Source organism: Oleiphilus sp. HI0066 (assembly GCF_001635725.1).
Genome location: NZ_LWFH01000632.1, coordinates 1 through 1,462, shown reverse-complemented (window position 1 = coordinate 1,462; position 1,462 = coordinate 1). Strand labels below are relative to the sequence as shown.

1 protein-coding gene and 1 pseudogene are annotated in these 1,462 nt (G+C 45.7%); both read left to right on the top strand.

The window, feature by feature from the left end; genetic code table 11:
• Positions 1-624, top strand: a pseudogene (locus tag A3738_RS08110) (argininosuccinate synthase domain-containing protein); the annotation flags it as partial.
• A gap of 126 nt (positions 625-750) precedes the next feature.
• On the top strand, positions 751-1,050 hold the full coding sequence (locus A3738_RS08105; protein ID WP_068501252.1) for a hypothetical protein: 300 nt from the start codon (positions 751-753) through the stop codon (positions 1,048-1,050).
• Positions 1,051-1,462: the final 412 nt, after the last annotated feature.

Below are 1,462 nucleotides of genomic sequence, written 5' to 3'. Positions count from 1 at the left end.
GCAGAAGCAGAAGAAGATATGTGGCGTTGGTCTGTATCTCCTGAAAATGCACCCGNTAAAGCAACCTATATCGANCTAACTNACGAGAAGGGTGATATTACTGAGGTTGACGGGAAAGCGATGACTCCTGCAGAAGTGCTAGCGCACTTGAATGAAGTGGGTGGCGCAAACGGCATTGGTCGTTTAGACATCGTAGAAAACCGTTATGTTGGTATGAAGTCACGTGGTTGTTATGAGACACCTGGTGGCACCATCATGCTTAAAGCACACCGTGCGATCGAATCAATCACGCTAGACAAAGAAGCTGCGCACCTTAAAGACAGTGTGATGCCTAAGTATGCAGAGCTTGTATACAACGGATACTGGTGGTCACCAGAGCGTAAAGCGCTTCAAGCATTGATCGACGAGACACAAACTTACGTGAACGGTGTTGTGCGTTTGAAACTTTACAAAGGCAACGTCATCGTTGTTGGTCGTAAGTCAGAAGATACCTTGTTCGACGAAAGCATCGCGACATTTGAAGATGATGCTGGTGCATACGATCAGAAAGATGCAGATGGCTTTATCAAGCTAAATGCGCTTCGTTTGCGTATCGCCGCAGGCAAAGGTCGTGATTTGTCGTAAGTGATCTAAATGTCTGTCTTGAAAGTTAGAAGCTAAGACAGACTTTGAAAATAAAAAGCCCAGTCCCGAAAGGAACTGGGCTTTTTTCATTAGCTGATCAAGATGAGTTAGGAAATTAAACAAAATATGAGCGAATACAAAATTATCACGCAAGAGAAAGAGCATGGCTATGTGATACAAGGTAGCGATGTTTGTTTTGAGATTGCTATTGCATCAGAGGCGGGCGTAAGAAAAGTCTCTTCGGTATCTGCGTATGTAAATGCTGAGGACGATGATGCTGTCGACATTAACCGAGACGATGCGCTTAAGGCTGCTCAATTCGTGAAACAAATAGATTCAGATTTAATCCTGGGCGAATTAGTTCGCGGTGGATGGGATCAGCCAGAAAACGAACATTCAGAATTAGGCTGGTGGCAAACGGCTTAAGGGAGGCTCTGAGTTAATTCTGGGTGTTTGGAATTGGGCAGAAACGGTCTGTCTCTGCACCGTCATTCCGTACACAGAAGCGTGCACTAAAGTTTTTCTGGGATAAAGACAGGCTAATTCTTTTTTTCCTGTCGGTGGCAACCTACAGCGCCTTAAGACCTTTGTTTCGCCAAAGGTCTTAAGATGGCACATGCCAGCCTTTCTTGCTTCGCAATTCACCCTCATCTAAAGGCGACCCGGTACCCCAGGGCATCTTCTCTTGCTCTGCGAGCAATTCACCTTAATCGCTTGCGTGCTCAACGGGATTTAAGTTTCGTTCCAATCCGTCATTGCCGCGCAGGCGGCAATCTATGGTTTAAAGTGCAATGCACGGAATTAGACAGAAGCGGCTGTTGATTCAAGTCTTACGTGT

Bases quoted from the DNA above. Each gene is read 5' to 3' on its own strand.
- A3738_RS08105 (WP_068501252.1), top strand. From the start codon at position 751: ATGAGCGAATACAAAATTATCACGCAAGAGAAAGAGCATGGCTATGTG.